The following is a 23,459-nucleotide window of genomic DNA, read 5'->3' as shown; positions in this document are numbered from 1 at the left end:
CTACTGCCGTATAGCGGGTCGTGCCCTTCGAAGGAAGGCTCGCCTCAAGCGCACGGCAGAACCGGCCGCGTCTCAGCCGACATGCCCGTAGGTCTGGACGCCCGTGCAGGCGCCGCTGGCGCGCTCGAGATCGATCGTGGCATGGCCGATGCCGAACTCGCGGTGCAGCAGATCCTTTGCCTGCTGCTTTATGGTGTCGGCCTGCACCCACGCCCCATCCTCGATGACCAGATGCGCATCCACGGCGTTCTCGTGCTCCTGCATCTGCCAGAAATGGACGTGGTGGACATCGCACACACCCTGGATGGTTGCGATCCTGGCAACGACTTTTTCGGTGTCGATGCCGGGCGGACTGCCGAGCATCAGGATGCGGATGACCGGCCCGACCTGCGAGAAGGACTGCCAAAGGATGTAAGCCGCGATCAGCAACGTCACGAGCGGGTCGATGAGCCGCCAGTCGTAAAGCAGGATCAACGTGCCGGCCACGATGACCGCCACAGATCCAAGCGCGTCGGCGACATTGTGGAGGAATGCGGCCCGGATATTCATGCTTTGCTTCGACAATGCGAAGGTCAGCAGGGCCGTGACGGCATCGACGGCGAGCGCCACCGCAGCTATGGCAACGACCAGCCATCCGTCGACGTCCGGCGGGTCAATGAACCGTCCGACCGCCGCATACACCAGATAGAGGCCGATTACGATCAGCGTTGTGTAGTTGACCAGCGCGGCCACGATCTCCACCCGGCCATAACCGAAGGTCATCGACGAATCCGCGGGCCGCCGCGCGATCTTTCGGGCGGCAAAAGCAATAATCAGGGATATCGCATCGGAGAAATTATGGAGCGCATCGGCGATGAGGGCGAGGCTGCCGGCGACGACACCGCCCACGACCTGAACGATCGTCAGTCCGAGATTGACCGCAACGGCCAGAAAGACGCGCCGATCGCCAGCGTCAGGGTCAAGGTGCCCGTGATGGTCATGGGTATCCATGGGTTTGCCTTACGGATTTCCGAGTGGCCTTCGCGGTCACTGTCCCGCCGCTGATACCGATGCGCAAGCATCGTATTCCGCCCGACCGACCAAATACCGGGCCGAGTGCGCCACCCGGGGCCACCAGGCGCCACGTCACCGGCCGAGCACACTCTCCAGCCCGGGCACCGGCAGATCGGGGCAGACGTCACGAGCCAGCGCGATGAGGGGTGCGATCCGGCGCTCTTTCTTGTCGGCGTGGTTCCCTGCGATGTCGGCAAGGCGGTGGTCGAGGAACGGGTTCAGGAACCGCACCATCACCGTCCGGCGATAGGCTGCGGCCTGATCGCCCATGCCCAGCGCGGCGAAAACCGGCAGCACCTCGGCGTCATAGATAGTGTCCAGTTCGGCGCGCACGCTGTCGTCGCCCAAGGCCGCGCGCACCGTTTCATCGGCCGGCCGCCCGTCTGTCAGCCACCGATCGGCCAGCACCGTATGGCCGAGATTGAGGATGAACAGCTTGAGGCGCTCGTATGGCAGCAGTTGGTCGACAGTTTCGACCGCCGGGTGCCGGAACGGCAGGACCAGGCCCGGCTGGTGCTCGACGGCCCAGAGGGCATAAGGCTCGACCACGACGCCGACCGGCTCGATGGCCTCCGACGCGATCCGGTCGACCAGCGAGTTGACGAAAAGACAGTCTTTGGCCAGCCAGTCGGTGAAAGCACCGCCCAGGCCCCAGTCCTCCGCGAGACCAGAGACGATGCCGCGCAGCGTATCGCCGTTCCGATTGATCAGTTCGCAGGGCATGATCGTCAGCGGCGCGCCGCCGGCCTCGAACCGGCGCTGCAACAGGCGCAACAGCTTGGCCGGGAAACTCGTCGGCACTGCCGATTTCGGCCCGTCCGCCGAATCGAGGGCATAACCGCTGTCCCCCGTGTTGGAGACGACGTAACGGATATCGGTGATGAACAGGTGTTCGATCGCGGCCCAGTCAGTCGCTGCCTGATAGGCCCGGGCGATGCTGTCCACCGTCACCTCCCGGTCGACCGCCGTGCCGCCGACATTGCCGCGAATGACCACCGGATAGCCGCCTTCGCGGTTCAGCGCCTCGACCCGCCGCGTGCTTCGCGGCGAGGACGTCGACTGGACCACCGCGATGCGGCCGACATCCTGTCCCTCCCCGGCGGCTTCGGCGGCGAACAGATCCACATGCCCCTGCAGGAAACGGCTGGTGCCGAACTGAAGAATGGTGACCGGCGCGTTACTCATTGTCGGGCTCCTTTTCCTGGCCCAGCGATCGCCTCCAGCACCTAGACGGAGCTTTCCGCCGTCAGGCGCATGCCGTTCGCGGGGTCGAACAGGTGCACTTGCCGGGGATCGATGGTCAGATCGACCTGATCGCCCGGACCTGACACCCGGCCGGGCGTCAGGCGCGCCATGATATCCAGGCCGTGGGTCTGGCACAGCGCCATGGTATCGGAACCCAACGGCTCCAGCAGAACAGCCTTGGCGTTGCACTGGATTGGCTGATCGGCCTCGCCGAATCGCGGCGGTTCCAGATGTTCCGGGCGGATGCCGACAACGACTGGCGATCCGTTCCGGCGGCCGCCGATCGTGGACGGAAAGCGCAGCCCATCGCCGGCGACGATCTCGGCCTTGCCGCCTTCGTTCACATAGGTCGCGTCGAAGAAGTTCATGGACGGCGAGCCGATGAACTCGGCGACAAACAGGTTCACGGGGTTGGCGTAAAGCTCGGCCGGCGTGCCGACCTGTTCGATATAGCCGTCGCGCAGCACGGTGATCCGGTCGGCCAGGGTCATCGCCTCGACCTGGTCGTGGGTGACGTAGACGGTCGTCGTGCTGAGCAGGCTGTGCAGTCGCTTGATCTGCATGCGCATATCGACGCGAAGCTTGGCATCGAGATTGGACAGCGGTTCGTCGAACAGGAATGCCGACGGACGGCGCACGATCGCGCGGCCCATGGCGACACGCTGGCGCTGACCGCCGGAAAGCTGCCCCGGCTTGCGGTCCAGCAACTCACCGATCTGCAGGATGTCAGCAACCTCTTTCAGGCGATCGTCCTTTTCCGCCGCCGAGGCGCCACGGATCTTCAGCCCGAAGATCAGATTGTCGCGCACCGTCATGTGCGGATAGAGCGCGTAATCCTGGAAGACCATGGCGATGTCACGATAGCGCGGCTCCAGCGCGTTCACACCCTTGCCACCGATGCGGATTTCGCCGTCGCTGATCGTCTCCAGCCCCGCGATCATGCGCAACAGGGTGCTCTTGCCACATCCGGACGGTCCGACGAACACCATGAATTCGTGGTCCTGGATATCCAGCGAAACGCGGTGGATGGCTTCCAGGTCGCCATACATCTTGACGACCTCTTCCAGTTCGATCCGAGCCATAGCAGGCGTTCCCTCAGCGATTTTTTCCGTTGCAGTATCGATATCATTATGATTATTGATAAACAAGCCAGAACCTGAAGCCACGAAGGCGCAAAAATCGATGCCGGTAACGTATGTACCGCCAGGCGGCAGGGAGGTCGCCAGCAAGACATCCAAGAGCACCGAGGTGTTCGAGACGATCAAGCGCGCCATCATGCTGGGCGAGATCCCGGTCGGCGCCCAGCTGCTGGAACTGGAACTGGCGGAACAATTCAATTGCAGTCAGGGCCCCGTCCGCGAGGCATTGCTGAACCTGCAGGACGAAGGGTTGGTCAATCGGATGGCCCATCGGGGAACCCGGGTTTCGGACTGCACGCGCGCCGAAGCCGAAGACATGTTCCGCATCCGCCACGGGATCGAGACGCGCGGCATCGTCCGCAGCCTGGAACGCATCAACCCACGGACCGTGGACGCGCTGAAATCACTGACGTCGAGCATGGAGGATGCCGCTGCCGCCGAAGACGAATACCTGTTGTCCGAACAGGATCGCGCCTTCCACCGGCAATTGTTCAGCACCGCCGACCTGCCGGCAGTCGAACCGATTCTGCATCGCTGCATTCTGCACAATCACCGATTCAAGATCATCCATTCCGGCGAGCAGCGCGATCTGATCGAAACCGCGCGCCGCCACTGGAGCATCATTCAGGCAATAGAAGACCGCGATCCGGAAAAGGCGTCCGAAGCGATCGGCCACCACGTCGCCACGATCTTCGATTTCGGCCCCGCCGTCTTCGACCGTCCGGCGCCGAAAAGGATGCAGGCATGACGAAGTCCGGTAAAGCAGACCCCGCACAGTCGATGACGCCGGAGATGGCGGCGATCGCGGCACGACTGGCCGCTGAAGACGCCCATCTGCCGGATCCAACGACGCTGCCGCCATCAGTCGCCCGCAAGCAGATCGAGGGCATCAACACCCGGTGGAACACCGACCTGCCGGCCATGGCGGCGGTCGACCGGACCACCGTACCCGCCGCCGACGGCACGCCCGCCCCCGTCGTCATTTTCACGCCGCCGGATGCCGGTCCGGGCGCGGTCATCTATATCCACGGCGGCGGCTTTGCGTTCTGCAGCCCGACGACGCATGAACGCGCCATGCGCTGCCTGGCGATCGAATGCGGCATGCCGGTGATCGGCATTCGCTATGCCCTGGCGCCGGAAGCGCCCTTCCCCGCAGGTCTGAACGATGTCGCCGTGGCGTGGCAAGCGATCGGTTCGGCTCCGGCGCATTACGGCATTAACGGCGGACCGGTCGGCGTCGCTGGCGATTCCGCAGGCGCCAATCTGGCGCTGGCGCTGATGCTGCAGCAGATCCGCTCAGGCGGGGCGCTGCCCGATTTCGGGCTGCTGTTCTATGGCGTCTATGGTTGTGATTTCGACACGCCGTCCTATCGCAGCCGCGCGACCGGCTACGGCCTGACCCGCCAGCGAATGCAGCAATACTGGGACTGGTATTGCCCCGATCACGAACGGCGCAACGATCCGCTGGCGACGCCACTGGCGGCCGAGGACAGCGACCTCCGGCGTCTGCCGCCGCTCTACCTGAATGCCGCCGGTCTGGATCCGCTGCTCGACGACAGCCTGTCGCTGCACGCCCGGCTGACCGGGATCGGCCGCGAAGACCCGCTCGTCATCCACGACGGCGTCATCCATGGATTCATGCAGATGACCCATTCCCTTGCGGAGGCGCGCGACGCCTTCCGCCAAGCCGGCGCATGGTGCCGCCGGAACGCAACCAAGACAAATCCCTGGGAGGATTGAATGAGAAATGCCCTGAAAATGCTGACCGCGTCGGCCTCCGTCGCGGCCCTGTCGACGATCATGCTGACGTCCGCGGCATCCGCCCAATCCGAGGTCCGCTTCTGGTATCACTTCGACAACCCGGACAACCCGATGTCGGAGCTGGTCGAGGCGTTCGAGGCCGAGCATCCGGACATCACGATCCAGGCCGAGAACATTCCCTGGAACAGCTATTACGACAATCTCTACACCTCGATCGTCGGCGGCGACGCCCCGGACGCAGCCATGGTCAAGTTGTTCGCCCAGCCCCGGCTGATCGAAATGGGCGCGCTGGAGCCGATCGGCGACCGCATCGACAGCTGGGATGGCAGCGACGACCTGCTGCCCAACATGCTCGACATCAACGCCGGTCCGGACGGCAACCAGTATTATCTGCCGGTCCAGTACGTGGTGCTCTACCTCTACTATCGCACCGACCTGTTCGAGGAAGCCGGGCTCGACGCGCCGGCCACCTGTGACGACTTCCTGAATGCCGCACAAACCCTGACGCAGGACACCGACGGCGACGGCAACATCGACATTTACGGCTTCGGTTTTCGGGGCGCCGGCGGCGGCCACGACCATTGGCTGCCGTTCATCATGTCCCGCGACGGCGTGAGCCTGGAAGAAGGAGGCCTGACCAACGACGCGGCCATTGCCGCCAACCAGTGGGTCATCGACCTGCACCGCGAGCATGGCGTGTTCCCGCCATCGGCCCCGAACGACGGCTTCCAGGAAACCATCGCCGGTTTCCAGCAGGGCCGCACGGCCATGACGATCCACCATATCGGGTCGGCCAATGCCATGGTCGAAGCACTGGGCGACAATGTCGACGCCGTACCGATGCCGGAATGCGACGGCAACCGCTGGACCACCTTCGGCGACGAATCGCTGGCGGTATTCTCGACGGCGGAAGACAAGGACGCGGCCTGGGAGTGGATCTCGTTCCTGGCCTCAAGCGGTAATAACGCGATGTTCAACGAAGCGACCGGCCAGCTTCCGGTGACCCAGTCGGACTCCGACGAATGGTCGCTGCACGAACCGCGTTTCGTTCAGGCCACCGTCGACTCCCTGCCGTTCGCCAATACGCTGCCGCCAACGCCCGAGGCATCGGATTTTGTCAACTCCGTCTGGCCAACCAACATGCAGCGCGCGCTGCTCGGGGAAATCTCGTCCGAAGAGATGATGCAGAACATCGAAGAACTGTTCCACGGCGAATGACGCCCATCGGCCGGGGGCGTTTGAACCGTCCCCGGCCCGATTTCCTTCCCTCCGACCGGCCGGATAGTTTGCAGATGTCCTCAATTACCGACACTCACACCGACGGGCAGGCTGGCGGGCGGACCGCCGGGCGCCGACGCTATCCGAAATCGGGACGCAGCATACTTCCTTATGTTTTGATGTCGCCGGCGGTCATCGTCACGCTGCTGATCGTCTTTCTGCCCATGGCAGAAGCCATCTTCCTCAGCCTCCACGACTATGTCGTCTGGCGGCCGGCGGATCGCGTGTTCATCGGCCTCGGCAACTTTGTAGAGGCATTGGGGGACGAGGTTTTCTGGATCTCGACCTGGAACACCGTGCTGTGGATCGGCATCACGATCCCGGCTCAGGCCCTGTTGGGGCTGATCACCGCAATTCTGCTGAACCGCGATTTCGCGTGGCGCGGGTTGGCGCGGGCGCTGGTGATCATTCCGTGGGCCCTGCCCAGTGTCGTGATCGCGCTGATGTGGCGCTGGATCTATGACGGCAACTATGGGGTCCTCAACGACATCCTGATGCGGGTCGGCATTCTGCAATCGGCATTCCCGTGGCTGGCCAATCCTGACACGGCGCTCTACTCGATCATCCTGACGCTGACCTGGCAGGGCTTTCCCTTCTTCGCCGTCATGATCCTGGCCGGATTGCAGTCGATCCCGAAAAGCTATTACGAAGCCGCGGCAATCGACGGCGCCACGGCGTGGCAGCAATTCCGCTATATCACCATGCCCGGCATCGCCGGCGTGCTGGCGACGGCGATCCTGCTGCGCACGATCTGGGTCGCGAATTCGATCGACGTCATCTACGTGATGACCGGCGGCGGTCCCGGCTATGCCACCCGCACGCTGCCGCTTTACGCCTTCATCACCGCGCGGTCAGAGCTGGACTTCGGCTATGGATCGGCGTTGGCGGTCATATTCACCATCATGCTCGCCGGATTGATCCTGATCTATCTGCGCCGCGTCAACAGGGACATGGACTGATGGTCACACGCAAGAATTCGCGCCTGCGCCGGTTCATGATCACCGACTTGCCGGTACTGGCGATCATCGCCTTCGCGCTCGGCCCCTATATCTGGATGGCGATGACATCGTTCACCCAACAGGAAGATCTGTTGCGCTTCGGGGTGTCGGTGAACCCGGTGGACTGGACCGGGGCCAACTATGAACGGCTGGTCGGGCGCACGACGTTCCTGACGAACATGATGCACAGCTTCATCGTCGCCGTCGGCACGGTGATCCTGGGCCTGAGCATCAGCGTGACCGCGGCCTATGCGTTTTCACGGTTTCGGTTTCCGGGGCGGCGGATTCTGATGGTCAAGTTCCTGGTCATCAACATGTTCCCGATCGTGCTGCTGATCCTGCCGCTGTTCGTGATCATGCGGCGGCTTGGCCTGCTGGACACGCACGCCGCGCTGATCATCGCCAACTCCACGGTCGCCATCCCGTTCTCGATCTGGATGCTGACCAGCTATATCAACGCCATTCCCAAGAGCCTCGACGAGGCTGCGATGACCGATGGCTGTAGCCGGCTCGGCGCGTTGCGGCGCGTGATCCTGCCGCTGATCATGCCGGGCATCATCGCAACGGCCATCTACATCTTCATCACCTCGTGGAACGAGTATCTCTATGCCCTGACATTGGGCGGCAGCAATGTCCGGACCATGACCGTGGCCATTCAGACCCTGATCGGCGAATACCAGATCGAGTGGGGCCTGCTGACCGCCGGCGGCGTGCTGGGCGCGCTGCCCGCCACGGTCCTGTTCCTGATCGTCCAGAAACGCCTGATCAGCGGCTTGACCCAGGGCGCGGTCAAGGGCTGACGGCAGACAGACAATTTGGCGGACCGTATGAAAGGTGAACCAATGTCCAACCCGATCGGCCTGATATCCATGCAGGTCGCCCGCCCCTTCACGCGTGAACACTTCCCCTGGTTCACGACGTTCAAGTCGCTGGGCTACGACTTCGTTGAACTGCTGGTGCCCGAGCCGGGCGAACTCGACATCGCCGAAACACGCCGGGCGCTGGACGACGCCGGGCTGTCGGTGGTGCTGGCCGCGCGCGTCAACCTGCAGCGCAACCTGACCGGCGACGAGGCCGCCGAGCGTCAGGCCGGGGTCGACTATCTGAAATACGCCGCCGATTGCGCCGCCGAACTGGGCGCACCGATCGTCGGCGGGCCACTCTATGGCAATCCGCTGGTGTTTGCCGGACGCCCGCCCGCACCGGTGCCGGAGGACCTTCGCCGCCAACGGGTCGAGTGGTGCGTCGAAGGCCTGAAAGTTGCCGCCGCCCATGCACGGGGTGCCGGGATCGCGCTGGCGGTCGAGCCGCTCAACCGGTTCGAGACCGATTTCCTGTCGACGACGCGCCAGGCCGTCGACCTGATCGATCTGGTCGGCGATCCGGGGATCGGCCTGATGCTCGACACCTTCCACATGCACATGGAAGAGGCCGATCTGGCCGAAGCGATCCGCCTTGCCGGGCCAAAGACAATCCATTTCCAGGCCAACGAGAACCATCGCGGCTTTATCGGCACCGGCATGACGGATTGGACATCGGTGGTCCGCGCGTTGGCCGATATCGGTTATCGCGGCCCGATCTCGCTGGAGCCGTTCCGGCGCAACGACGACCGCATCGGCGTGCCGTTCGCGCAGTGGCGGCCGCCGCATGAAGATGAAAACCAGAGACTGAAGGACAGCGCACAGATGCTTCGCAGTCTGCTCGCCATGGGAGCGCACCGCCGATGACGATGAATATTGGATGGATCGGCTGCGGCCGGCACGCCTCGCAGATGCTGCTGCCGCAACTGACCCGCTTTGACGCGCGGCTGGCCGCTGTCTGCGACACCGACGCCGGACGACGTGGCGATGTCGCGCGCCAGTTCGGCGTCACTGCCGCTTTCGACGACTATCGCGAAATGCTGGCGCATCCGGGTCTCGATGCCATCGGCATGGCCGTCGGACCGGGCCTGCATGTCGAGGCGGGAATCGCCGCGCTGAAGCGCGGCCTGCCGGTGTTCATGGAAAAACCGCCCGGGGCGACCGGCGACGATGCCCGCCGGCTGGCGGACGCCGCGGACAGTGCCGGCAAGCCGATCGCCGTCGGCTTCATGAAGCGCTATTCGGTCGGCAACCGGATCGCCCGCAACGTCATCGCCGATAAGGATTTCGGGCCGGTGCTGGGGTTCTATGGCTCGTACATGACAGCGCCGACCTATTTCGAGGGCAATGCCGACTATACCGGCTTTTTCCTGCACCACTGCGTCCACTACATGGACCTGCCGGCCCATCTCGTTTCGCCCATCGCCGACATGACCGTCCGGGCGCGCGAACACCAACCCGGCAAGCTGCTGATGCATGTCGATCTGCACTTCACCTGCGGTGCCGTCGGCACGCTGGTCATGGGCACGGTGCAGTCGCGCGGCACACCGATGGAATCGATCCAGGTCATGGGCGACCATCGCCGGGTCGAGGTCGACAACGTCATCAACGTCGCCTATCACCGCGACCCGCCGTTCAAGACCGACGACCCGGCGGCGATCCTGAGCCCCGGTTGCGACACGCTGACCTGGGAGCCCAATTTCACCGCCGCCGCGAACGAGGATTTCAAGGGCTATCACGGGCTTCTCGGCGACGCGCTGGCCCTGCTCCGCGACGGCACGCCCGGTGCCCCGACCATCCATGACGGCATTACCGCCATGGACCTGCTGGACAAGCTACGCGCGGGCGTGACGCGGGCACTGGGTTAAGGCATCCAAGGGGGCACTCTGCCCCCAATTCATACGCCACCGCCGCTCGCTTCCTTCGCGGACACGCTCCCGGAGGGCCGCGGTGGCATGCGCAGCGTGCCGTGCGTCAAAACCGACCAAAGCAGACCCTCAAGCAGTGTCTTGTGTGGCGGACCCCGTTTCGCCTGAAGGATCACTAGCCATGGGATACAGGGCAAAAAGCCGATTCCGCACGCGCGCTCCAGCCACTTTTACATGATTTTTAATTTTGTCTACACACTTTAGTTGCATGATGCCGCGTATAGATCAAGCGTGGAGTCCGGCGCCGGAACGCAGGACGCAGGGCTTCTGCTTAACATAGTGTCAAGCCAATTCCTGTCGCGGGAAACAGACATGAAACAGTTAGATTACGTCTCAATTCTCAATACGCTCATGGTTCACCTTACTGTCAATGAAGAAACCAAAGACGGCTCCAGAGGCCCCCTGATCGCCATCCAGCCCAAGAAACACCCGTACATCGAAGTTCCGATAAAATGCACCGCCGGGACCGTCTCGATACTCTTCGAACTCGGCAATCTTTATGTTCAGGGATTCAGGAACAAATCTAAGAAAATATTCATATTCAAAGATGTAAAGTATGATTGCTCACCAGAAATGAAATATACTTTCGGAACCGATTATGGCGCGCTGGGTGTCGACCGGAACAGTCCGATATACCTCTCGATGAACGATCTCGATTTCGCCCTGGGCGACCTCTTCAATGCGACGAGCGACACGAAACAGTCGACGATCAAACGGGCAATCGGCCGCTGTGCGATCGGTCTTTCCGAAGCCTTGCGGTTCCAGGACGTGGCCATGGCCATCATGCACAATCGTGAGATCTCCAGCCTTGACTGGGCAAGGCGCACCGCGGACGGCGACTACAAGGTCCGGGTCCAGCACCGATAATCACGACAGCATCACGCGCTGCTGCCGCTCATTCCTCTCTCGACGGCGGCATCGGCGGCGGATTGCCGGGAACGAGTATCGCGGCCGCCAGCCTGACGGTCTCGTCGGCCCAGTTGGGCAGACCGCCTGTCCAATCGGCATGGGAGTCCGGCGTGAAGGTGGCCACGGCCGCGATCGTGATCCGCCCGCCATCGGCCCTTCCCTCAGGCAGCGTTCCCACGGATGCCGCATAGCCGCCGAAACTGGGCGTCTGAAATACCCAGTCACCCTGAAGCGCGGCACCGAGGCCATAGCTGAAGGTTTCGCTCAGCGTCCGGCAGGTGGCGCAGCCGTCGAGCGGCGCGCCAAAGCCGATCAGGCGCGGCTCGATCATCTGTGCGCGCGACTCTGCCGTCAGGAACCCGTCATGGCCGACGATCGCATCGAAACTGCGGGCCATATCGGTGATCGTGGTCACCTGAATCGCGCCTGACGGCAGCGTCCAGGACGGGTTCCAGTGAGTGGCATCCTCCCAGACACCGCGTTCGGCGGTAAAGGCGTGCAGCGCGGGCTCCGGCACCATTGCCGTATCAAAGCCATGGGTCTCGCTCAGCCCCAGTGGCGCCAGAACGTGGTCGGCCATCAGTTCGGCCATCGGCCGACCGGTCGCGGCTTCGAGCGTCCGGCCGAGGATGACGTAGCCGCTGTGGGAATAGTCCCAGTTCTCGCCCGGCTCGAACCGGCGCTCTGCCGACAAGCTGATGTCGATCAGGGCCTCCGGCGACCAGTGCGCGAACGGATCGGCATAGAACGGCGCGATGAAGCTTTCCTCATCCGCGACATGGTCGGGATAGCCGGCCGTCATATTGGCCAGCATGCGCAATGTGGCCTTATCGCCGGCCGGCAATTCTGGCAGCCAGCGCGATACTGGCACATCCAGATCGACAACGCCGTCCTCGGCCAAACGCAAAGCCATTGCCGCGACATAGGCAAGCGCAACGGCGCCGTTGCGGAAATGATGATCCCGCGTCACCGGCACGCCGGTCATCGCCGTGCCATGGGCAATGGTCAGCGCCTCGACGCCGTCAATGCGAACCTGAAGCAACAGCGATTGCAGATGTCGCCGCCCCACCTGTTCGGCCGTCAATGCTTCGATTGCCGCTTTCGGCTCCGCCGCGATGACGTCGGCCTCCGCCGTCATCGCAAACATCCCCGCCCCGACAACCGGCGTCAATGCCCAGACGGCGACGGACCGGACCAGCATCAATCTCATCGCGAAAATCCCACTGATTCAAGAAATGCGTTCAACCTCTACACAACGACTTGCAACAAGTCGAAGGTCGCGTTCGATCCCAGCTACGGTTAACCTTGCAGGCACTCCCTTGAACCGAATGAGCCGGCCCCCGCCATGATCCTGACACTTGCGATCTCCGGTTACCGTTCGCTGCGCGACGTCGTGTTGCCGCTCGACCGGTTGAACGTGGTCACCGGTCCGAACGGCAGCGGCAAATCGAGCTTCTACCGGGCTTTGCGTCTTTTGTCGGACGTGGCGCAAGGGCGGGCGGTGGCCTCGCTGGCGGCAGAGGGCGGATTGTCATCGACGCTCTGGGCCGGGCCGGAATCGTTCTCGCGCGCCATGAAGGCCGGCAAGGCACCGGTCCATGGAACGCTGCGCCAGGATCGGGTCAGCCTGAAGCTGGGATTCGCCTCGGCCGATTACGGCTATGCCATCGATCTTGGGCTGCCAATCGCCCAGGGCGGTTCGCTGTTCAATCGCGACCCGGAGATCAAGGCCGAGGCGGTATGGGTCGGCGAGGTACTGAAGCGCGGCAACGTGTTCGCGACACGGGCCGGGCGCCTCGTTCAGGCGCTGGACGAGGCGGGCCAGCGCCTGCCGGTCATGACCAGCCTGCCGCCCTTCGAAAGCATGATGACCCACGCCGCCGACCCGCGCAATCTCTCGGAACTTCTGCTGCTGCGGGAACGGATGCGCGGCTGGCGCTTCTACGATCATTTCCGCACCGATCTAGAGGCCCCCGCCCGTCGGCCGCAAGTCGGCACGCGCACGCCGATCCTCGGCGCCGATGGCGGCGATCTGGCCGCCGCGCTTCAGACCATCACCGAAATCGGCGACCCCACTGGCCTGGCCGCGGCCATCGACGACGCCTTTCCCGGCTCGACGGTCGAAATCACCGAGCAGGGGGGCCTGTTCGAGATTGCCATGCACCAGCACGGCCTGCTGCGCCCGTTGCGCGTGGCAGAACTTTCCGACGGCACATTGCGTTATCTGCTGCTGGTCGCCGCCCTGATGACGCCGCGCCCGCCATCGTTGATGGTGCTGAACGAGCCCGAAACCAGCCTTCATCCCGACCTGCTGCCGCCGCTGGCCCGGCTGATCGCCGGCGCCGCGCGGGACTCGCAGATCATTGTCGTTTCCCATGCCACGCCGTTGGTGGCAGCCTTGGCCGAGACGGACGACTGCATGACCATGTCGTTGACCAAGGAACTGGGGGAAACGGTGGTCCGCGACGTCGAGCGACCGTCCTGGGCGTGGCCGTCACGGTAAGGAAGCCGCCGGTCCGGGACGGGCCGAAAACGAAAAACAATTGGGGAGACGGCGCTGTGCCGGACATCAATTATCTGACCACCATCCATTTCGATCACGGCGCGGTCGCGAAGCTGCCGGCGGTGCTAGCGGAACTGAGCATCACCCGTCCGCTGCTGATCAGCGACCGGGGCGTCGCCGCCGCCGGGCTGGTGGACCGGGTGACCGCCCATCTTGAGGCGCCGGCGGCGCAGTTCCTGGACACGCCTTCCAACCCGACGGAAAGTGCGGTCGAGGCGGCGCTGGCGGTCTATCGCGATGGCGGCTGCGACGGCATCGCCGCGCTGGGCGGCGGGTCGTCGATCGATCTGGCCAAGGGCGTTGCGCTGCTGGCAACCCATCCCGGCCCGCTGGCGCCCTATGCCGCCATCGAGGGCGGCGTCGCACGAATTACGCCATCGGTGGCGCCGGTCGTCGCCTTTCCGACGACGGCCGGAACCGGCTCGGAAGTCGGCCGCGCGGCCCTGATCACGCTGAACGACCGGCGCAAGCTGGGCTTTATCAGCCCGCATCTGATCCCCAAACGGGCGATCTGCGATCCCGATCTGACGCTCGGCCTGCCGCCGGGTCTGACGGCGGCGACCGGTCTGGATGCCCTGTCGCATTGCGTGGAAACCCTGCTGTCGCCGCGCGTCAATCCACCAGCCGAGGCAATCGCGCTGGACGGCGCAGGGCGCCTGTGGCGTCATATCCGTACCGCCGTCGCGCATGGCGACGACCGCGAGGCCCGGTGGCAGATGATGATGGGATCCCTTGAGGGCGGCTTGACGTTCCAGAAAGGGCTGGGTGCCATCCACGCCCTGTCGCATGCGCTGGGCGGCCTGGAAAGTCCGACGCTTCATCACGGCGTTCTGAACGCCGTGTTGCTGCCGCCGGTGCTGCGCTTCAACCACGGTCACACCGGCGACAAGTCGGCCCGGCTCGCCGTCGCCATGGGCCTGGCCCCCGATGCCGACCTCGCGGATGCCTTCGACATGCTCAACCGCGATCTGGGTCTGCCGGCCGGCCTGAAGACGCTGGGCGTCGAGCGCAGCCAGTTCGATTGGGTGATCGAGCGCGCGCTGGCCGATCACAGCCACGCCACCAACCCGCGCGCTGCCACGGCCGACGATTATCGCGCCATGCTGGACGCGGTCTTCGTTTAGTCCGGATCCGGAAAGCTGCCCGGCGCCAGGCTCTGATCCGTCACGCCGCCTTCCGGTGGCGCACCTCGTCCAGGGCGCGGCCCAGAAAATCGGCCAGCTGCCCCATGCCGGAAACCCCGACGGCCTGCTCGGCCTTGGCGTTGTAGTTCGTGTTGGTGTTGACGTCATAGGTGATGGCCCGGCCGTCCGGTGTCCGCACGAACTCGATGCCCGCCACTTCGATGCCGTTTGCGGCCAGAAACCGCTCATAGCGCCGAAGGATCGGATCGTCGAAGCCGTCGATGATCTCGAACCGCTCGCGCCCGGTCGGCAAGGCGCAGGCGTCAGCCGGACACAATTCGAAGCCGTCGCTGGTGTCTACGCGAACCGCGTAGAGAAAGCGGCCGTCAATGAATTCGCACCGCGTAATGCACGGTTCTGCGGCCCGGATGTAGTCCTGTACCAACCATATACCGTCCAATGGCCATTCGGTGGCCGGATCGTCGAGAATTTCGGCAAGCTGTGCCGGACTTTCCACAAGCTGAACGCCGGCGCCGGCGCCGCCCCGGTTGGGCTTCAGGATCAGCGGCCATGATGGGAAGTCCTTCGCCGCCGCCAGAACAGACGCCCGGCCCACAGCCCCGATCGTGCGCGGCGTCTCGATCCCCACGCTGGCCAGCGCCCTGTACTGCGCCAGCTTGTCGATCTCGAGATTTACCGCCCGGCTGTCGTTGATTACGCGGCGGCCATGGGTTTCGAGCCATGCCAAAACCTGGCGGGTCAGTTCCGGCGCGAAGCGATGATCGCGCGTGTGCGAAGATGCACTCATACGATTGTAGAATACGCCTTCTGGCGGGATTGCGTTCGCTTCCACGCGACCTTCGGCCAGATGCCACGGCTGATAGTCGAGGCCACGCGCGTCGAGTGCGGCGAACAACGGTGCGGTCCACGCGTCATTCTCATGTATAATGTGTATCTTAGACATTTCCCATTTCCTCGCCGTAGAAACTTCAATTAGGTATATCACTAACGGGAAATGGAGAATAACAGCGTTCGGGTCAAGGAAATTTGCGCGCACGCCCTCGCCGGGCGCTGCGTCCTTCGCGCGCGCCATTTCGGCAACCTGCCGGTCGGTCTCGGTTCTGGTGTCAGATTTTCCGGAGTACGGCGGGCCGTGACGAGCAGGGAAACTGCTGCGCCAGCCGGCCCGCCGGAGTCTTCGCTACCGAATGTCCAGCCGCTTCGCGAGGGCGCGGATGAAACGGCGATCCATGGCGCTCAGCTGGCCGTTCTGGAAATCGGCCTGCATATCGACCAGATCCTCGCGCGTATCCTCGGTGACGGCGTCGTTTGCCAGAAGTTCGGAAATCAGCCGGCCTTCGTCGCCTTGCCCGCCGGATTCATCGTCACCCTTCCCGGCTCCGTCTTCAAGCTCGTCTTCGTCATCGTCGGGGCCGAGTTCGTCGTCCCCGTCGAGGTCATCCCTGTCGACTTCGTCCCCGTCCAGCTCATCCTCGTCGAGGTCGTCCTCGTCGAAATCATCCTCATCCGGCTCGAGCACATCGTCCCAGGTGAAGCCGGCGGCCTCGACATGGCGATGGGCGGCACGCGCAGCTTCGAGTACGGTAGTGTCATCCTGCGACCCGAGCTTTTCGAGCTGCTCAAGCAGATAGTCGCGGTCCAACTCGACCATGGATACTCCCCTGGTTGACGGTCTCTGCCGGCGGTCGGCAGACGACCGTTTACCGCGTTAAGCCTTGACCGGCAAGCACGGGGGCACGCCTGCTTGCTTGCCCGTCATCCTATCCCGCCTTTGCCGTCACCTCTTGCAGATGACGGACAGCGGCCTGAACACCGCCGGGCGTGTGATCGATCCCGACCAGCGCCAGCGCCGTTTCCACCGCACCCAGCACGCCCAGCGTCGCGCCGGCGTTGCAGTGGCCCATATGAGCGATGCGGAATCCCTTGCCATCCAGGGCGCCGATGCCGCTGCCCAGCACGACCCCGCATGTGCGTGAGGCAGCGCCCCGAACGGTCTCCGGATCGATGCCGGGCGGCAGCAGCACAGTCGTCACCGACGGCGACCGATGGGCCGGATCGATCACGTTGCACGAAATTCCGTCAGGCACGGACCAGCCGTCAACGGCGGCATGCACCATGCCGGCCAGCAGGCGATGCCGGGCGTGGACGGCGTCAAGCCCCTCCTCGCGCAGCATGACCAGGGCCTCTGTCAGGCCGAAAAGCAGATGCTCCGGAGGGGTGCCGCAATATTTCTGGTAGTGCTCGGGGCCGTCGCGCTCTGTCCAGTCCCAGTACCGGGTGCGCAGATCGGCACGCCCATGCGCCTCGAACGCGCGACCCCGCGCCGCGACGAAGCCGAGGCCCGGCGGCGTCATCAGCCCCTTCTGCGATCCCGATACGGCGACATCGACGTCCCAGGCGGCCATGTCGAACGGCATGCAGGCCAGCGATGCGATACAGTCGGCCATCAGCAGCGCCGGATGGCCGGCCGCCGCGCGCGCGGCGGCGATTGCCGGAATATCGTTGACCACGCCGGAAGCGGTGTCGACCTGAACGACGAGGATCGCCTTGATCCGGTGCTCGGTATCCTTGCGCAGGGCGTCTTCGACCGCCGCCGGATCGACGGCGCGGCGCCAGTCGCCGGCCAGCGTCGTAACCTCGACACCCAGATCGCCTGCCATCTGCCCCCAGCCGGCGGCGAAACGGCCGCTTTCCAGAACCAGAATCCGGTCGCCGCGCGACAGGACATTGGACAATGCCGCTTCCCAGGCGCCGTGCCCGTTGGCGGCATAGATATACGCCCGGCCATCGCCAACGGCGAACAAACCGCGCAGTTCGGCCAGACAGTGGTCCGTCAGGTCGACCAGCGGCCCTGAATAGATATCCACCGCCGGACGGTGCATCGCCGACAGAACCCGATCGGGAACCGTTGTCGGTCCGGGAATGCTGAGGATTTCGCGACCGCCGGCCAGTGACATGATCATGCTCTTCATTGTGACAGAATTCATTGTGACAGGTATGGCGGGATCGCGCCGCCGATACCACACCGGCCGGTCCCGATCCGTCATTCGATCATAGTCGTCCAACTGCCGTTCCCATGTCCAGAGGCTTGACCAGAAGCTTGACCGGGCACTTGACCGGATGCTTGACACGAACCGCCGCGCGGCGGACCGTCGGGGATCATCCGCCCCGCAGCCAGCCAGCAGGCGGCGGCAGGGACGTAATCGACAAGCGACGAGGGACGAATGACCAATCAGAGGCTCGAACCGGGAGCGGAAACCGTCCACTGGGGCTGGTTCGATGCAACACTGGACCCGGTCCTGACCGTCGATAGCGGCGACACCGTCACAATTGCGACCGTTTCCGGCGGACCGGAGGTCCTGCCCGCTCCGTCGTTCGACATCCCCGATGCGCTGAAGGCGGTCCATGCCCATGTCCCGCAGCGGCTGCCCGGCCATATGTGCACCGGCCCGGTCGCCGTTCGCGGCGCACGCGCCGGCGATGTGTTGCAGGTCGACATTCGCTCGATCGAACTCCATTACGACTGGGGATACACCTATGTCCAGCCGCTGAAGGGCGCCCTGCCCGACGATTTCGAGGAGCGCCGCCTGTTTCACGTCCCGCTCGACCGTGAAAAGGGCATCGGCCGGACACCCTGGGGCATGGACATACCGCTGGCGCCGTTCTTCGGCGTCATGGCTGTGGCGCCGCCGCCGGCCTGGGGGCGGATCTCGACGTTGCCGCCCCGTCGCAATGGCGGCAATCTCGACAACAAGGAACTGGTTGCCGGAACGACCCTTTATCTTCCCATCCATGTCGATGGGGCGCGCTTTTCGGTCGGCGACGGCCACGGCGCGCAAGGCGACGGCGAGGTCTGCGTCACCGCCATTGAAACCGGCCTGATCGGCACCTTCGATCTGACGGTCCGCCAGGATCTGAACCTCGTCTGGCCGTTGGCCGAAACGCCGGGCCACATGATCACCATGGCCTTCGATCCCGATCTGGACACCGCCGCCCAGATCGCGCTCCGCCAGATGATCGACCTGATCGTGGCGCGCGCCGGTATCGACCGCTACGAAGCGTTTGCGTTGTGCAGCCTCGTCGGCGACCTGCGGGTCACACAGGTGGTCAACGGCAACAAGGGCATCCACATGATGCTCGAAAAGCGGTATCTTGAGAAACCATGACGCAGCAAACGCCCAATGACGGGGCTCCGGCCAAGCGCAGCACCGGCGACGGGGCCGCAGACGACCTTCCACCGGCCAAGCGCCTGCGTGCCTTGTGTCTGGCACTACCCGAAGCGACCGAGAAAAAAGCGTGGGGCGAGCCCACATATCGCGTCCGCGACCGGATCTTTGCCATGGAGCACAGCGGCGACGGCGAAACGAGGGTGTGGTCCAGGCCCCGCCCGGCAGCCAGGAGGTCCTTGTCGGCGCCGACCCCAATCGGTTTTTCGTGCCGCCCTATCTCGGACCCAAGGGCTGGGTCGGCATGCGACTGGACGACGATCCAGCCTCTGGGCCCGACTGGGATGAAGTGCGGTTCATCGTCCGCCGCAGCTATTCATTGATCGCGCCAAAGAAACTTGCCGCCTTGCTCGAACCTGATTCGAAAACTGCCGGCAGGGATGGCGGCGACGTATAGGGAAATCCGAAAAATGACCAAGTCAGTGGACTATTATTGCTTCCTGTCATCGCCGTGGACGTATCTGGGCAGCGCCCGGCTTTATGAAATCGCCGCCAGACACGGCGCAACGATCGCCCATCGCCCGGTGGATCTTGCGAAGATATTTCCGGTGTCCGGCGGACTGCCGCTCGCCAAACGCGCGATTCAGCGGCAGCGTTACCGGATGGCCGAATTGCAGCGCTGGCGCGATTTTCTCGATGTGCCGCTGACACTGGAGCCGAAATACTTTCCGGTCGACACCATTCCCGCTTCCCAGCTGGTGGTCGCCGCCGACACGCTCGGCCATGATCCCGGCCCGCTCGCCCACGCCATTCTGCGCGCTGTCTGGGCAGAGGAACGCGACATCGCCGACCCGGCGACCCTGACCGCCATTGCTGACGCCGCCGGTTTCGACGGCAAGGCGCTGATCACGGCATCGGCCGACGACGACGTGCGGCACCGCTTCGATGCGTTCACACAGGAGGCCATTGACCGCGACGTTTTCGGTTCGCCCACCTATATCGTCAACGGCGATTTGTTCTGGGGCCAGGACCGGCTCGACTTCGTGGATCGAGCGCTCGCGGCAGCATAAACGCACGAGGAATGGAACAAGCGGACCCGGCGGCGGTTGGCCCGCAGATGAAGGGGACACAACAGGACGGGTAAAATTCGTGACCGGCTTCAGACAAAGGAAACCGACGCCGCCATCCAGGCAACGGTCACGCCAGTACGGGACAGCCGTCGGCGCCACAGTGGGCGCGCTGGCCCTGATGGCGGTGGTCAACCACAGTCTTGCCCGCAAGGCCGAGCGCGATAACCCGCCGCTCGGACGGTTCGTCAATGTCAACGGCACCAGGCTGCATTATCTGGACCGGGGACAAGGGCACGCACTCGTCCTGCTGCACGGCAACGGCAGCATGATCCAGGATTTCCTGTCGAGCGGTCTGATCAACATGGCGGCGCGCCGGTACCGCGTGATCGCCTTCGACCGGCCGGGCTACGGCCACAGCGACCGCTCGGCGGGACGGTTCGTCAGTGCGGAGGCACAGGCCGATCTGATCCACGCGGCGCTCAGGCGGATCGGCATCGACCATGCAACGGTCATGGGCCACTCCTGGGGCTGTTCGGTGGCCGTCGCGCTGGCGCAGCGACATCCCGAAATGGTCAGTGGCCTCGTGCTGGCGTCCGGCTACTACTATCCAACGGCCCGAGTTGACGCCATCGGACTTTCGACTCCGGCCATTCCAATTATCGGAGACATCATCCGCTATACGCTGGCACCGATCCTGGGCCGGCTGATCTGGCCGATGCTTTTGCGCAAAATATTCGGGCCGGCACCGGTTCCGGCCAAGTTCGCGCTGTTCCCGAAGGAAATGGCGCTGCGTCCGTCGCAACTCACCGCCAGCGCCGCCGAAGCCGCCCTGCTGATTCCCCAGGCCGTCGGCGGGCGCGACGGCTATGGCCGGTTGAACCTGCCCGTCGTTATCATCGCCGGGGACGATGACCGCCTCATCGACCCGAGGGTGCATTCCGCACGGCTTCATGAAGACGTGCCCGGCAGCAAATTCTATCGGGTGCCGGGGGTTGGCCACATGATCCACCAATCGGCCACGGATGCCGTGATGACTGCGATCGACGATGCCGCGGGCCACTCTGTCTCCTGAGCATCGTCGGGAATTCGATCGGATCGGGAAGAATTGCGGGGTGGCACGCAGTGGCGCGCTGCTGAACCGAATCCTCAGGCGAGAGGCATGTAGATCTCTGTCAGAAGGTCGCCTTCCGGCGTCTGATCCGGATCATTTACATACACCTCCCAGGCAATATCCCTGGTTTTCATGCCCGTCTGGTTAACGTGGCTTTCCATCGCATCGTAGGTTCGACGCAATTCCGAATAGGCACCTCGATGCACCGCCTTCAGGGCCTTGCCGTCTGGCGTCCAGCCCGACTTCACGCCGGAATCGGTGACTGGGGGATCGGTGACTGGAGGATCGGTGATTGCGGCATCGGCCGAACTGACGGGAAATCCGACATCGACCTTCATGGTCTTCCCATCCCAGTCACGGTATATGGCCAAAGGAGCCCCCGCAGGAGCGATTCCATTGCGGCCCATGAAGGCCGCCATCGTGTCGAACGCTTCCCCCATGATGCCGGCAATTTCGGTGGAATCCATGCCGGCTGTCCGTGTAACGAAAAGCATCGGCTGCGCTGCGGCGTTTACGATTTCGAATGTCATGAGCGGGTTCCTCTACACCGTCGCCGGGTTGGGCTGATCAAGGCCCGACGATCTGATCCTGCAGCAAGCTCAAGGCGCGGATTGAGCGATCTCTCCCAAGGGAGCCAGATCGGTGCCCAGAAAATACGGCCACACCAGGACTGCAAGCAGGCCCGACCAGAAGCCCAGACCGCTGTAACCAATCGTGAACAGCCAGCCGGCGATCCATAGCAGCCCCAAACCGCTTTGCTGTTCGATTTTGATTCTCTCTTTACTCACGACACTCTCCTTGGACAGTGTTCTTGTATGTCAATAATCACAAATCGATAATTCGTATTTCCATATCGGACCGGGCGACCTGAAATCCCGGAACAGCGATTTCACAGTAACCGATTTTGAACGACAGGTCATGTCCCTTTGAGGCCAGCGCCGGGGGGACGGTCCACAGGGCTAGGCAAGACAGCGGTTCTCTTCCTGACGCAGGGTGTTGTGAATGGCCGTTGCCGCGATTTCGCCCTGGGCCATGGCGACCGCGATCTGGTTCAAGCCGGTCACGACGTCGCCTGCGGCGTAGATCTCCGGCACCGAGGTTTTCTGCCGTTCGTCGGTAACGATCCGCCCGCCCTCGCCCAGCACCATACCCAGCGATTTCGCAAGACCGACGTTGGGGTCGACCCCGAGGCCGGAATAGACGGCATCGAAAACGCGCTCGGCGCCGTCAGAGAATGTGATCCGGACTCCCGGCCCGCTTCCCGCCGTCACACGCTCGGCAACGGCTTCGTCGGGCACCTCGCGACCGGGCTCGGACGCTACGGCGATACCGGTGACCGCCGTGCATACCATCCCGATACCGGCAGATTTCAGCCGCCCGAGATTCTCGTCGGACAGTTCGGGTTCGCCGCCCAATGTGATCAGCATGATGTCGGGCGTGTAGCCGCGCAGAAACAGGGCCTCTCCGGCGGCAGCGCCAACCGATCGGTGACGCCTGTCGCCATTACGAGGAACCGGGCCTCGACGGTCGCGTTCTCCATCTCGACGACCAGTCCGGCCTCGGGCTTTCGGCGGACGCCGGCAACCAGCCCCGACTGCCGTGCCGCACCGAAATGCGCCAGTTGCTCGCGCATCCGGTCCAGGAGCACATCGCCGTTTATACCATCAGGAAAGGCCGGATGATTGTGCGTCCGCGGTATCCAGGCGGCCCTGCTTTCCCCGGCGTCGATCAGGACGAAACGTCGTCGGAAGCGGGCGAGGAATATCGCGGCCGTCAGCCCTGCCGGTCCGCCGCCGACGATGCAGCACTCGGCGTCTATCGATTTCATGCGCGCGGCCTTGCGGTGTGCCCCAACAGCCATCCCCGTACTGATCTCCGACGCAACCTCCAGGCGCTGTGATGGTTCCATTGGCGGCCGCGTCGTCCTCGAATGGCGTCCTCCGGAAATCCATCGGAACCTAATTCCAAATACGATGTTTGGTCGGAACACGAGGTCGGTCTGCTTCTGCAGAAAACAACAGAGGAGGCAACCGGACCGGATAGTGGAGGGACAAGAAGCGATGAGTGACAATATTCAAAGGCCAAGCGGGCCCGATCCGACAATGCGCAGCCGGGACCCGAATACCGGCCCGCAGACAGACAGTAAGGACCAGGCGTCCGGGCCGTCCGGAGCCTCAGAAGGGGCCACCGCGGGAGCCACCGGGGGAGCCACTGGGGGAGCGATAGACAGCCT

25 protein-coding genes are annotated in these 23,459 nt (G+C 63.9%); 14 read left to right on the top strand and 11 right to left on the bottom strand.

The features are described from left to right. Nucleotides 1-72 precede the first annotated feature (72 nt). The 3 genes from ABZ728_RS19040 to ugpC all read right to left on the bottom strand — a co-directional run bounded on the left by ABZ728_RS19040 (nucleotide 73) and on the right by ugpC (nucleotide 3,380). A complete protein-coding gene (locus ABZ728_RS19040; RefSeq protein ID WP_366657875.1) occupies nucleotides 73-990 on the bottom strand; it encodes a cation diffusion facilitator family transporter in 918 nt (305 codons plus the stop codon). 135 nt (nucleotides 991-1,125) lie between these two features. Continuing rightward, nucleotides 1,126-2,238 (bottom strand): mannitol dehydrogenase family protein, encoded by a 1,113-nt coding sequence (locus ABZ728_RS19035; RefSeq protein ID WP_366657873.1) that lies wholly within the window; start codon nucleotides 2,236-2,238, stop codon nucleotides 1,126-1,128. Between the two features lie 41 nt (nucleotides 2,239-2,279). Further along, nucleotides 2,280-3,380 (bottom strand): sn-glycerol-3-phosphate ABC transporter ATP-binding protein UgpC, encoded by a 1,101-nt coding sequence (gene ugpC, locus ABZ728_RS19030; protein WP_366657872.1) that lies wholly within the window; start codon nucleotides 3,378-3,380, stop codon nucleotides 2,280-2,282. Between the two features lie 100 nt (nucleotides 3,381-3,480). Between ugpC and ABZ728_RS19025 the strand changes: the two genes are divergently transcribed. The 8 genes from ABZ728_RS19025 to ABZ728_RS18990 all read left to right on the top strand — a co-directional run bounded on the left by ABZ728_RS19025 (nucleotide 3,481) and on the right by ABZ728_RS18990 (nucleotide 11,129). Beyond that, nucleotides 3,481-4,185 (top strand): GntR family transcriptional regulator, encoded by a 705-nt coding sequence (locus ABZ728_RS19025; protein WP_366657871.1) that lies wholly within the window; start codon nucleotides 3,481-3,483, stop codon nucleotides 4,183-4,185. Next, a complete protein-coding gene (locus tag ABZ728_RS19020) occupies nucleotides 4,182-5,177 on the top strand; it encodes an alpha/beta hydrolase (RefSeq protein WP_366657869.1) in 996 nt (331 codons plus the stop codon). Before ABZ728_RS19025 ends, ABZ728_RS19020 begins: the two co-directional genes overlap by 4 nt. Continuing rightward, on the top strand, nucleotides 5,178-6,416 hold the full coding sequence (locus ABZ728_RS19015) for a sugar ABC transporter substrate-binding protein (protein WP_366657867.1): 1,239 nt from the start codon (nucleotides 5,178-5,180) through the stop codon (nucleotides 6,414-6,416). It abuts the gene before it with no gap. Nucleotides 6,417-6,490: 74 nt separating this feature from the next. Further along, entirely contained in the window at nucleotides 6,491-7,435 is a 945-nt protein-coding gene (locus ABZ728_RS19010; protein ID WP_366657865.1) for a sugar ABC transporter permease, read from the top strand. Then, entirely contained in the window at nucleotides 7,435-8,274 is an 840-nt protein-coding gene (locus tag ABZ728_RS19005; protein WP_366657864.1) for a carbohydrate ABC transporter permease, read from the top strand. Before ABZ728_RS19010 ends, ABZ728_RS19005 begins: the two co-directional genes overlap by 1 nt. A 42-nt stretch (nucleotides 8,275-8,316) precedes the next feature. Next, nucleotides 8,317-9,201: a sugar phosphate isomerase/epimerase family protein gene (locus ABZ728_RS19000; RefSeq protein WP_366657863.1), complete on the top strand. Its 885-nt coding sequence runs from the start codon at nucleotides 8,317-8,319 to the stop codon at nucleotides 9,199-9,201. Next, nucleotides 9,198-10,202, top strand: coding sequence for a Gfo/Idh/MocA family oxidoreductase (locus tag ABZ728_RS18995; protein ID WP_366657862.1), 1,005 nt, complete (start codon nucleotides 9,198-9,200; stop codon nucleotides 10,200-10,202). Before ABZ728_RS19000 ends, ABZ728_RS18995 begins: the two co-directional genes overlap by 4 nt. 372 nt (nucleotides 10,203-10,574) lie before the next feature. After that, nucleotides 10,575-11,129 (top strand): ribosome-inactivating family protein, encoded by a 555-nt coding sequence (locus ABZ728_RS18990; protein WP_366657861.1) that lies wholly within the window; start codon nucleotides 10,575-10,577, stop codon nucleotides 11,127-11,129. A 28-nt stretch (nucleotides 11,130-11,157) separates the two neighbouring features. Here ABZ728_RS18990 and ABZ728_RS18985 read toward each other — a convergent pair whose 3' ends face one another. After that, nucleotides 11,158-12,381: a serine hydrolase domain-containing protein gene (locus ABZ728_RS18985; RefSeq protein WP_366657860.1), complete on the bottom strand. Its 1,224-nt coding sequence runs from the start codon at nucleotides 12,379-12,381 to the stop codon at nucleotides 11,158-11,160. Nucleotides 12,382-12,516: 135 nt separating this feature from the next. Here ABZ728_RS18985 and ABZ728_RS18980 point away from each other — a divergent pair, with 135 nt between their 5' ends. Next, nucleotides 12,517-13,674, top strand: coding sequence for an AAA family ATPase (locus ABZ728_RS18980; protein ID WP_366657859.1), 1,158 nt, complete (start codon nucleotides 12,517-12,519; stop codon nucleotides 13,672-13,674). Nucleotides 13,675-13,730: 56 nt separating this feature from the next. Further along, nucleotides 13,731-14,858 (top strand): iron-containing alcohol dehydrogenase, encoded by a 1,128-nt coding sequence (locus ABZ728_RS18975; protein ID WP_366657858.1) that lies wholly within the window; start codon nucleotides 13,731-13,733, stop codon nucleotides 14,856-14,858. Nucleotides 14,859-14,898: 40 nt separating this feature from the next. Here ABZ728_RS18975 and ABZ728_RS18970 read toward each other — a convergent pair whose 3' ends face one another. The 3 genes from ABZ728_RS18970 to ABZ728_RS18960 form a co-directional block, all read right to left on the bottom strand. Next, nucleotides 14,899-15,822: an alpha-L-glutamate ligase gene (locus ABZ728_RS18970; RefSeq protein WP_366657857.1), complete on the bottom strand. Its 924-nt coding sequence runs from the start codon at nucleotides 15,820-15,822 to the stop codon at nucleotides 14,899-14,901. Nucleotides 15,823-16,059: 237 nt separating this feature from the next. Then, nucleotides 16,060-16,530: a hypothetical protein gene (locus ABZ728_RS18965; protein WP_366657856.1), complete on the bottom strand. Its 471-nt coding sequence runs from the start codon at nucleotides 16,528-16,530 to the stop codon at nucleotides 16,060-16,062. 109 nt (nucleotides 16,531-16,639) lie between these two features. Beyond that, nucleotides 16,640-17,851: an alanine--glyoxylate aminotransferase family protein gene (locus ABZ728_RS18960; protein ID WP_366657855.1), complete on the bottom strand. Its 1,212-nt coding sequence runs from the start codon at nucleotides 17,849-17,851 to the stop codon at nucleotides 16,640-16,642. A 252-nt stretch (nucleotides 17,852-18,103) separates the two neighbouring features. On the opposite strand from ABZ728_RS18960, the gene ABZ728_RS18955 reads away from it, so the two are divergent. The 4 genes from ABZ728_RS18955 to ABZ728_RS18940 all read left to right on the top strand — a co-directional run bounded on the left by ABZ728_RS18955 (nucleotide 18,104) and on the right by ABZ728_RS18940 (nucleotide 21,187). Next, nucleotides 18,104-19,045, top strand: coding sequence for an acetamidase/formamidase family protein (locus ABZ728_RS18955; protein WP_366657854.1), 942 nt, complete (start codon nucleotides 18,104-18,106; stop codon nucleotides 19,043-19,045). Nucleotides 19,046-19,250: 205 nt separating this feature from the next. Further along, the gene (locus ABZ728_RS18950) at nucleotides 19,251-19,502 is read left to right on the top strand and encodes an MmcQ/YjbR family DNA-binding protein (RefSeq protein WP_366657853.1); all 252 of its coding nucleotides are present in this window, start codon (nucleotides 19,251-19,253) and stop codon (nucleotides 19,500-19,502) included. Between the two features lie 13 nt (nucleotides 19,503-19,515). Beyond that, complete coding sequence (locus ABZ728_RS18945; RefSeq protein WP_366657852.1) at nucleotides 19,516-20,115, top strand: 2-hydroxychromene-2-carboxylate isomerase; 600 nt, start codon at nucleotides 19,516-19,518, stop codon at nucleotides 20,113-20,115. Nucleotides 20,116-20,194: 79 nt separating this feature from the next. Then, on the top strand, nucleotides 20,195-21,187 hold the full coding sequence (locus ABZ728_RS18940; protein WP_366657851.1) for an alpha/beta hydrolase: 993 nt from the start codon (nucleotides 20,195-20,197) through the stop codon (nucleotides 21,185-21,187). Between the two features lie 74 nt (nucleotides 21,188-21,261). Here the strand turns inward: ABZ728_RS18940 and ABZ728_RS18935 are convergent, their stop codons facing one another. From ABZ728_RS18935 to ABZ728_RS18920, 4 genes are all read right to left on the bottom strand, one after another. After that, complete coding sequence (locus ABZ728_RS18935) at nucleotides 21,262-21,756, bottom strand: GyrI-like domain-containing protein (protein WP_366657850.1); 495 nt, start codon at nucleotides 21,754-21,756, stop codon at nucleotides 21,262-21,264. A 69-nt stretch (nucleotides 21,757-21,825) separates the two neighbouring features. Further along, nucleotides 21,826-22,014 carry a hypothetical protein gene (locus ABZ728_RS18930; RefSeq protein ID WP_366657849.1) on the bottom strand — a complete coding sequence of 63 codons (189 nt, stop codon included), beginning with the start codon at nucleotides 22,012-22,014 and terminating at the stop codon, nucleotides 21,826-21,828. Nucleotides 22,015-22,185: 171 nt separating this feature from the next. After that, nucleotides 22,186-22,653 (bottom strand): FAD-dependent oxidoreductase, encoded by a 468-nt coding sequence (locus tag ABZ728_RS18925; RefSeq protein ID WP_366657848.1) that lies wholly within the window; start codon nucleotides 22,651-22,653, stop codon nucleotides 22,186-22,188. Beyond that, nucleotides 22,647-23,135, bottom strand: a complete 489-nt coding sequence (locus ABZ728_RS18920; RefSeq protein WP_366657847.1) for an NAD(P)/FAD-dependent oxidoreductase — start codon at nucleotides 23,133-23,135, stop codon at nucleotides 22,647-22,649. The genes ABZ728_RS18925 and ABZ728_RS18920 overlap by 7 nt, the downstream gene beginning before the upstream one ends. Nucleotides 23,136-23,459: the final 324 nt, after the last annotated feature.

Origin of the sequence: Fodinicurvata sp. EGI_FJ10296 (genome assembly GCF_040712075.1) — a bacterium.
Taxonomy (GTDB): Bacteria; Pseudomonadota; Alphaproteobacteria; order DSM-16000; family Inquilinaceae; genus JBFCVL01.
This window is presented reverse-complemented; position numbering and strand designations above follow the sequence as displayed.

Coding starts and splice junctions, on each gene's coding strand:
- ABZ728_RS19040 (WP_366657875.1), bottom strand. CDS start 990: ATGGATACCCATGACCATCACGGGCACCTTGACCCTGACGCTGGCGAT.
- ABZ728_RS19035 (WP_366657873.1), bottom strand. CDS start 2,238: ATGAGTAACGCGCCGGTCACCATTCTTCAGTTCGGCACCAGCCGTTTC.
- ugpC (WP_366657872.1), bottom strand. CDS start 3,380: ATGGCTCGGATCGAACTGGAAGAGGTCGTCAAGATGTATGGCGACCTG.
- ABZ728_RS19025 (WP_366657871.1), top strand. CDS start 3,481: ATGCCGGTAACGTATGTACCGCCAGGCGGCAGGGAGGTCGCCAGCAAG.
- ABZ728_RS19020 (WP_366657869.1), top strand. CDS start 4,182: ATGACGAAGTCCGGTAAAGCAGACCCCGCACAGTCGATGACGCCGGAG.
- ABZ728_RS19015 (WP_366657867.1), top strand. CDS start 5,178: ATGAGAAATGCCCTGAAAATGCTGACCGCGTCGGCCTCCGTCGCGGCC.
- ABZ728_RS19010 (WP_366657865.1), top strand. CDS start 6,491: ATGTCCTCAATTACCGACACTCACACCGACGGGCAGGCTGGCGGGCGG.
- ABZ728_RS19005 (WP_366657864.1), top strand. CDS start 7,435: ATGGTCACACGCAAGAATTCGCGCCTGCGCCGGTTCATGATCACCGAC.
- ABZ728_RS19000 (WP_366657863.1), top strand. CDS start 8,317: ATGTCCAACCCGATCGGCCTGATATCCATGCAGGTCGCCCGCCCCTTC.
- ABZ728_RS18995 (WP_366657862.1), top strand. CDS start 9,198: ATGACGATGAATATTGGATGGATCGGCTGCGGCCGGCACGCCTCGCAG.
- ABZ728_RS18990 (WP_366657861.1), top strand. CDS start 10,575: ATGAAACAGTTAGATTACGTCTCAATTCTCAATACGCTCATGGTTCAC.
- ABZ728_RS18985 (WP_366657860.1), bottom strand. CDS start 12,381: ATGAGATTGATGCTGGTCCGGTCCGTCGCCGTCTGGGCATTGACGCCG.
- ABZ728_RS18980 (WP_366657859.1), top strand. CDS start 12,517: ATGATCCTGACACTTGCGATCTCCGGTTACCGTTCGCTGCGCGACGTC.
- ABZ728_RS18970 (WP_366657857.1), bottom strand. CDS start 15,822: ATGTCTAAGATACACATTATACATGAGAATGACGCGTGGACCGCACCG.
- ABZ728_RS18965 (WP_366657856.1), bottom strand. CDS start 16,530: ATGGTCGAGTTGGACCGCGACTATCTGCTTGAGCAGCTCGAAAAGCTC.
- ABZ728_RS18960 (WP_366657855.1), bottom strand. CDS start 17,851: ATGAAGAGCATGATCATGTCACTGGCCGGCGGTCGCGAAATCCTCAGC.
- ABZ728_RS18955 (WP_366657854.1), top strand. CDS start 18,104: ATGACCAATCAGAGGCTCGAACCGGGAGCGGAAACCGTCCACTGGGGC.
- ABZ728_RS18945 (WP_366657852.1), top strand. CDS start 19,516: ATGACCAAGTCAGTGGACTATTATTGCTTCCTGTCATCGCCGTGGACG.
- ABZ728_RS18935 (WP_366657850.1), bottom strand. CDS start 21,756: ATGACATTCGAAATCGTAAACGCCGCAGCGCAGCCGATGCTTTTCGTT.
- ABZ728_RS18925 (WP_366657848.1), bottom strand. CDS start 22,653: ATGCTGATCACATTGGGCGGCGAACCCGAACTGTCCGACGAGAATCTC.
- ABZ728_RS18920 (WP_366657847.1), bottom strand. CDS start 23,135: ATGGAACCATCACAGCGCCTGGAGGTTGCGTCGGAGATCAGTACGGGG.